General features: G+C 72.5%; 4 protein-coding genes. 2 read left to right on the top strand and 2 right to left on the bottom strand.

All coding sequences use genetic code 11. From position 1 onward, the window contains the following. Together ACYVE9_RS11620 and polA are read right to left on the bottom strand one after the other, a co-directional pair. On the bottom strand, window positions 1-1038 hold a 1038-nt coding region (locus ACYVE9_RS11620; protein WP_461027710.1), incomplete at its 3' end, for a lytic transglycosylase domain-containing protein. Window positions 1039-1194: 156 nt separating this feature from the next. Next, window positions 1195-3906: a DNA polymerase I gene (gene polA / locus ACYVE9_RS11625; protein ID WP_461027711.1), complete on the bottom strand. Its 2712-nt coding sequence runs from the start codon at window positions 3904-3906 to the stop codon at window positions 1195-1197. Window positions 3907-4006: 100 nt separating this feature from the next. Between polA and ACYVE9_RS11630 the strand changes: the two genes are divergently transcribed. Beyond that, window positions 4007-6280: an FdhF/YdeP family oxidoreductase gene (locus tag ACYVE9_RS11630; RefSeq protein ID WP_461027712.1), complete on the top strand. Its 2274-nt coding sequence runs from the start codon at window positions 4007-4009 to the stop codon at window positions 6278-6280. Between the two features lie 78 nt (window positions 6281-6358). After that, a complete protein-coding gene (locus tag ACYVE9_RS11635) occupies window positions 6359-6832 on the top strand; it encodes a PaaI family thioesterase (protein WP_461027713.1) in 474 nt (157 codons plus the stop codon). Window positions 6833-6900 lie beyond the last annotated feature (68 nt).

The raw sequence follows: 6900 nt of genomic DNA on the forward strand, positions 1-6900 counted from the left end.
CGGGTGGGTTGGCCGGTAGGTGGGCAGCGGCGAATCGGCGCCCGGGCGGCTGGGCGTGGGACGGACGGTCGAAGGATTGCCGGGCGGCGCGGGCTTCTTCGACGGCGACGACTTCGCGGGCGGCTCGGGGGTGTTCGGCGCCGGGGGCTTGCCGGTCGGCGCCTTCTTGCCGGGCGACTTCGCCGGCGCGGGCTCGGCCGGCTTCGTCGGGTTGCCGGCGCCCGGGGTGTCCGGCAGCGGGCCGGTGCCGTCCGGCACCTCGTGTGTGCCCTTGCGGTAGAACTCCAGCCAGGTGAGCACCGTGTTGAGGTACTCGCGGGACTGGTTGTAGCTGAGCACCGCGCGTTCCAGGTCCGCCGGGCGGGAGAGGTCGCGGTCCGCGGCGCACAGGTAGCGGGCCGCGGCGAGCGCCGCGTCATGGATGTTGTTGGGGTCCTCACGGCCGTCGCCGTTGCCGTCGGCACCCCACGTGGCCCAGGTGGACGGGATGAACTGCATCGGCCCGACCGCGCGGTCGTGCGTGGCGTCGGCGTCGAACCGGCCGCCGTCGGTGTCACGGATCAGGGCGAAACCGTTGCCGTCGAGCACCGGGCCGCGGATCGGCTCGAGGGTGTTGCCTGCCGTGTCCAGTGCGCCACCGCGGGCCTGCCCGGACTCCACCTTGCCGATGGCCGCGAGCAGTTGCCACGGCAGGTTGCAGGCGGGCTGTTCGGTGCGAAGGGTGCGCTCGGCCTGCTTGTAGGCCGCCAGCACCGTCGCGGGAATGCCGGACTCCGCGGTGCCGGTGGCAGCCGGGTCGTCGCCCGCGCCGGGCCCGATCGGCCCGTCCGGGGTCTGCAGCGGGGGCAGTTCGGTGTGGTAGGGCGAGTTGCCGTCGGCGGGGTGCTGGGCCCCGGCGGAGGGGTCGGTTCTCTCTTCCCCGGGGTGCCCCAGACTGACGCCGGGTGCCTGTGAAGCGGTCAGTGCCACCATCGTGGCCGCCGCCACCGCGGAGCTGGATATGCCGCGGCGAATCCTGCCGGCCGTACGAGCCGCCATCCCCGTCGTCCCCTCCCCTGGTGTGTCCGGTCCGACGCCGCCCGCTTCCCCGCGGACGCGACGTCCGTGACCTTACGACAACCAGTGGCCCGCGGTCACCCCGGTGTGCCTCCGGACGGGCGGAAATCCTCCCGCCCGCCCGGAGCTGACGCCGGATCAGTGCGCCGCGGACTCCCAGTCGGGGCCCGACCCGACGGAGACGTCCAGCGGGGCACGCAGTTCGACGGCGCCGGCCATCTCCCGGCGGACCAGTTCCTCGACCTTCTGCCGCTCCCCCGGGGCGATCTCCAGCACGATCTCGTCGTGCACCTGGAGCAGCAGCCGGGATCGGAGGCCCTCCCGCTGGAGGGCGTCGTCGACGCGCAGCATGGCGATCTTGACGATGTCGGCGGCGGTGCCCTGGATCGGGGCGTTCAGCGCCATGCGCTCGGCCATCTCGCGGCGCTGCCGGTTGTCGCTGCTGAGGTCGGGCAGGTAGCGGCGACGGCCCAGCATCGTCTGGGTGTAACCGACGGCCCTGGCCTCCTCGACGGCGCGGTGCAGGTAGTCCCGCACGCCGCCGAACCGCTCGAAGAAGTTGTCCATCAGGCGCCGGGCCTCGTCGGCGGCGATGTTGAGCTGCTGGGACAACCCGAACGCGGAGAGGCCGTAGGCGAGGCCGTAGGACATCGCCTTGATCTTGCGCCGCATCTCCGGGTCGACCTGCTCCTTCTCCACCGAGAAGACCTGGGAGGCGACCGTGGTGTGCAGGTCCTCGCCGGAGGTGAAGGCCTGGAGCAGCCCCTCGTCCTCCGACAGGTGGGCCATCACGCGCAGTTCGATCTGGCTGTAGTCGGCCGTCATCAGCGACTCGTAGCCCTCGCCGACCACGAAGCCGCGGCGGATGGCGCGCCCCTCGTCGGTACGCACCGGCACGTTCTGCAGGTTGGGGTCGGTGGAGGACAGGCGGCCGGTGGCGGCGACCGTCTGGCTGAACGTGGTGTGGATCCGGCCGTCCGCGCCGATCGTCTTGATCAGGCCCTCGACGGTGGTGCGGAGCTTGGCCTGCTCGCGGTAGCGCAGCATCAGCACCGGGAGGTCGTGCTCGGTCTGCCCGGCCAGCCAGGCGAGGGCGTCGGCGTCGGTGGTGTAGCCCGTCTTGGTCTTCTTCGTCTTGGGCAGGCCCAGCTCGCCGAAGAGGACTTCCTGGAGCTGCTTGGGCGAGCCGAGGTTGAACTCGTGGCCCACCGAGGCGTGCGCCTCGGTGACGGCCTGCTGCACGGCGCCGGCGAACTGCTGCTCCAGACCTGTCAGCCACTCGTGGTCGGCGGCGATGCCGGCGCGTTCCATCCGGGCCAGCAGGGCGGACGTCGGCAGTTCCATGCCGTGCAGCAGCTCGGTGGCCCCGACGTCGGCCAGCCGGCCGGTGAAGGCGTCGGCCAGGTCCAGGATGCTGCGGGCGTGGCCCATGAGGGCGTCGGCCTGGGCGGCGTCGTCGGCACCGAGCGCCAACTGCCCGCTGCCCTCGGCGGGCTTGGGCAGCTCACGGCCGAGGAACTCGACACTCAGCGCGTCCAGCGCGAAGCTGCGGCGGCCCGGCTGCACCAGGTAGGCGGCGAGCGCGGTGTCCATGGTGATGCCGGCCAGCTGCCAGCCGTGCTCGGCGAAGACCCGCAGCACGGCTCGGGCGTTGTGCAGGGCCTTGGGGCGCTCCGGGTCCGCGCACCACTGGGCGAACGCGCGCTCGTCGGCCTCGTCCAGCTCGGTGGGGTCGAACCAGGCCGCCGGGCCCTCCGCCGCGGCCAGGGCGACCTCGCTCACCCGGCCCGCGCCGAGCTTCCAGTCATCCACCGTGGCCAGGCCGAGTGCGGCGGCTCCGTGCTCCGCCAGCCAGGGCGCGAGGCCGCCGGCGCCGAGCACCGTGCCGTCGAGTTCGACGCCGCCGGCGGGCTCGACCTCCTGCGTCTCGGCTCCCGGGTCGGCGGCGAACAGCCGCTCGCGGAAGTTGGAGTTGCGGAACTCCAGGGCGTCCAGCGCGACGGTGAGCGCGTCCCGGTCGTAGGGCGTGCGGACCAGGTCCTCCGGCACGCAGTCCAGTTCGACGTCGCGCACCATCTCGGTGAGCCGGCGGTTGAGCTTGACCGCCTCCAGGTGGGCGCGGAGGTTCTCCCCCGCCTTGCCCTTCACCTCGTCGGCGCGCTCCACCAGGGCCGCGAACGAGCCGAACTGGTTGATCCACTTGGTGGCCGTCTTCTCGCCGACGCCGGGAATGCCCGGCAGGTTGTCGGAGGGGTCACCGCGCAGCGCGGCGAAGTCCGGGTACTGGTTGGGCGTCAGGCCGTACTTCTCCTGCACCTTCTCGGGGGTGAAGCGGGTCAGCTCCGAGACGCCCTTGGTGGGGTAGAGGACCGTCACGTGGTCGGAGATCAGCTGGAAGGAGTCGCGGTCGCCGGTGACGATGGACACCTGGAAGCCCTCGGCCTCCGCCTGTGTGGCCAGGGTGGCGATGACGTCGTCGGCCTCGAAGCCGTCGATCGCGAACCGCTTCACGCGCATCGCGTCGAGCAGCTCGCCGATCAGCTCGACCTGGCCCTTGAACTCGTCCGGGCTCTTGCTGCGGTTCGCCTTGTACTCCGGGAACTCCTCGGAGCGCCACGTCTTGCGGGAGACGTCGAAGGCCACCGCGAAGTGGGTGGGCGCCTCGTCACGGAGGGTGTTCGCCAGCATCGAGGCGAAGCCGTAGATCGCGTTGGTCGTCTGGCCCGTGGTGGTGGAGAAGTTCTCCGCGGGCAACGCGAAGAACGCCCGGTAGGCGAGGGAATGCCCGTCCATGAGGAGGAGGCGTCGCGGGCTCTTCGGTGCTGTCTCTTGCGATGCTGTCTTGGCCACGTGCCGATCCTCCCATGCCGCACCGACAGCGAGGCTCGAGCCGCGGTCCACCGTTCGCGACACGTCCCTCTCGGCGGCCCGACGTGGCACGATCGACGGTATGAAGCGCACCCCGCCCAGCGGCGACCCGGTCCAGGACGCGCCCGAGGTGAGCGCCCCGCGGCACTCCGCCGCCGGGCTGCCCGCCGTCGGCCACTCCCTGCGCATGGCGCACGAGCAGATGGGGGTCAGGCGCACCGCGCTCACCCTGCTCCGGGTCAACCAGAAGGACGGCTTCGACTGCCCCGGCTGCGCCTGGCCGGAGCCGGAGAAGCGGCACACCGCGGAGTTCTGCGAGAACGGCGCGAAGGCGGTCGCCGAGGAGGCGACGCTGAGGCGGGTGACGCCGGCCTTCTTCGCCGAGCACCCGGTGGCGGAGCTGGCCGGGCGCTCCGGCTACTGGCTGGGGCAGCAGGGCCGGCTCACCGAGCCGATGTACCTGGCGGAGGGCGCCACCCACTACACCCCGGTGGGCTGGGACGAGGCCCTCGACATCGTGGCCGGCGAGCTGCGTGCCCTGGACTCACCGGACGAGGCGGTGTTCTACACCTCGGGCCGGACCAGCAACGAGGCGGCGTTCCTCTACCAGCTCATGGCCCGCGAGTACGGCACCAACAACCTGCCCGACTGCAGCAACATGTGCCACGAGTCATCCGGTTCCGCGCTGACCGAGACGCTGGGCGTGGGCAAGGGCAGCGTGCTGCTGGAGGACCTCCACCAGGCCGACCTGATCATCGTCGCCGGACAGAACCCGGGCACCAACCATCCGCGCATGCTGAGCGCGCTGGAGAAGGCCAAGCGGAACGGCGCGCGGATCATCACGGTGAACCCGCTGCCCGAGGCCGGGATGGAGCGCTTCAAGAACCCGCAGAAGGCCGGCGGCCTGGCGGGCGCCGGCACCGCGCTGACCGATCTGTTCCTGCAGATCAGGCTCGGCGGCGACCAGGCCCTGTTCCGGCTGCTGAACCGCCTGGTGCTGGAGAGCGGCGGGGTCGACGAGGAGTTCGTCGGCACCCACACGCACGGCTTCGAGGAGTTCGCGGCGGCGGCCCGCACCGGCTTCGGCTGGGACGAGGCGCTGCGCGCCACCGGGTTGACCAGGGAGGACGTGGAGCGGGCGCTGCGCATGGTGCTCGACTCGGAGCGCACGGTGGTGTGCTGGGCGATGGGCCTGACCCAGCACAAGCACGCGGTGGCCACCATCCGGGAGGTGGTGAACTTCCTGCTGCTGCGCGGCGACATCGGCCGGCCGGGGGCCGGGGTGTGCCCGGTGCGCGGGCACAGCAACGTGCAGGGCGACCGTACGATGGGCATCTTCGAGCGGCCGGCGCCGGAGTTCCTGGACGCGCTGGAGCGGGAGTTCGGCTTCGCGCCGCCGCGGGAGCACGGGCTGGACACCGTCCGGGCCATCCGGGCCCTGCGGGACGGGCAGGCGAAGGTGTTCGTGGCGATGGGCGGCAACTTCGTGGCGGCCTCCCCGGACACCGCCGTCACCGAGGACGCGATGCGGCGGGCCCGCCTCACCGTGCACGTCTCGACCAAGCTCAACCGCTCGCACGTGGTGACGGGCGCCCGGGCGTTGATCCTGCCGACGCTGGGCCGCACCGAACGCGACCGGCAGGCCGGCGGGGAGCAGTTCGTCACCGTCGAGGACTCCATGGGCATGGTGCACGCCTCCCGGGGGCGGCTGGAGCCGGCGGGTGAGCTGCTGCTGTCGGAGCCGGCGATCGTGTCCCGGCTGGCGCGCCGGGTGCTGGGGGACGCCAGTCGCACGCCGTGGGAGGAGTTCGAGCGGGACTACGCGGCGATCCGCGCACGCATCGCCGCGGTGGTGCCGGGTTTCGAGGACTTCGAACGGCGGGTGTCGCGGCCCGGCGGTTTCACGCTGCCGCACCCGGGGCGCGACGAGCGCCGCTTCCCCACGAGCACGGGAAAGGCCAACTTCACCGCGTCGCCGGTCGAGTACCCGGTGGTGCCCGAGGGGCGGCTGCTGCTCCAGACCCTGCGCTCGCACGACCAGTACAACACCACCGTCTACGGCCTGGACGACCGCTACCGCGGCATCAGCGGGGGTCGCCGGGTGGTGCTGGTGCATCCGGACGACGCCGCGTCGCTGGGTCTGGCGGACGGTGACTACGCCGACCTGACCAGCGAGTGGCAGGACGGCACCGAGCGCACCGCGCCGGGTTTCCGGGTGGTCCACTACCCGACGGCCAGGGGCTGCGCCGCCGCGTACTACCCGGAGACCAACGTGCTCGTCCCGCTGGACGCCACCGCCGACACCAGCAACACGCCGGCCAGCAAGTCCGTGGTGATCCGCCTCACCCGGAACTGAGCGCGCGCTCAGTGTCTGGTAGGACGGTGCGGGCGACAACCGTCCGCCATCTCCAGAACCGATCGGAGCCGCGTCCCCATGGGCGAGAAGACCAGCACCCAGTTCCCCCAGGCGATCCTCGACCAGTGGGCCGGGCTCGGCATCGACCTGCCGGCCCTGTTCTCCGCGGGGCACCTGGGTGAGCGCATGGGCCTGCGCATCGTGGAGGCGGCCCCCGAGCGGGTGGTCGGCACCCTGCCGGTGGAGGGCAACACCCAGCCCTACGGGCTGCTGCACGGCGGCGCGTCGGCGGTGCTCGCGGAGACGCTGGGCTCGGTCGGTGCGATGCTGCACGGCGGCCCCGGCCGGATGGCCGTCGGGGTGGACCTCAACTGCACCCACCACCGCGGCCCGCGGTCCGGCCTGGTCACCGGCACCGCGACGCCCGCCCACCTGGGGCGGACCACCACCAGCTACGACATCGCCGTCACCGACGAGCAGGGCCGGCGGGTCTGCACCGCGCGTCTCACCTGCCTGCTGCGGGACGCGGCACCGGACGCCTACCGCTCCTGAGCCACGTGGCGGCTACCGCGGCCGTCACCGTGCGGCGGCGGACCGGAGACGCCGACGTGCCGGTGCCG

The organism is Streptomyces sparsus (assembly GCF_054776295.1).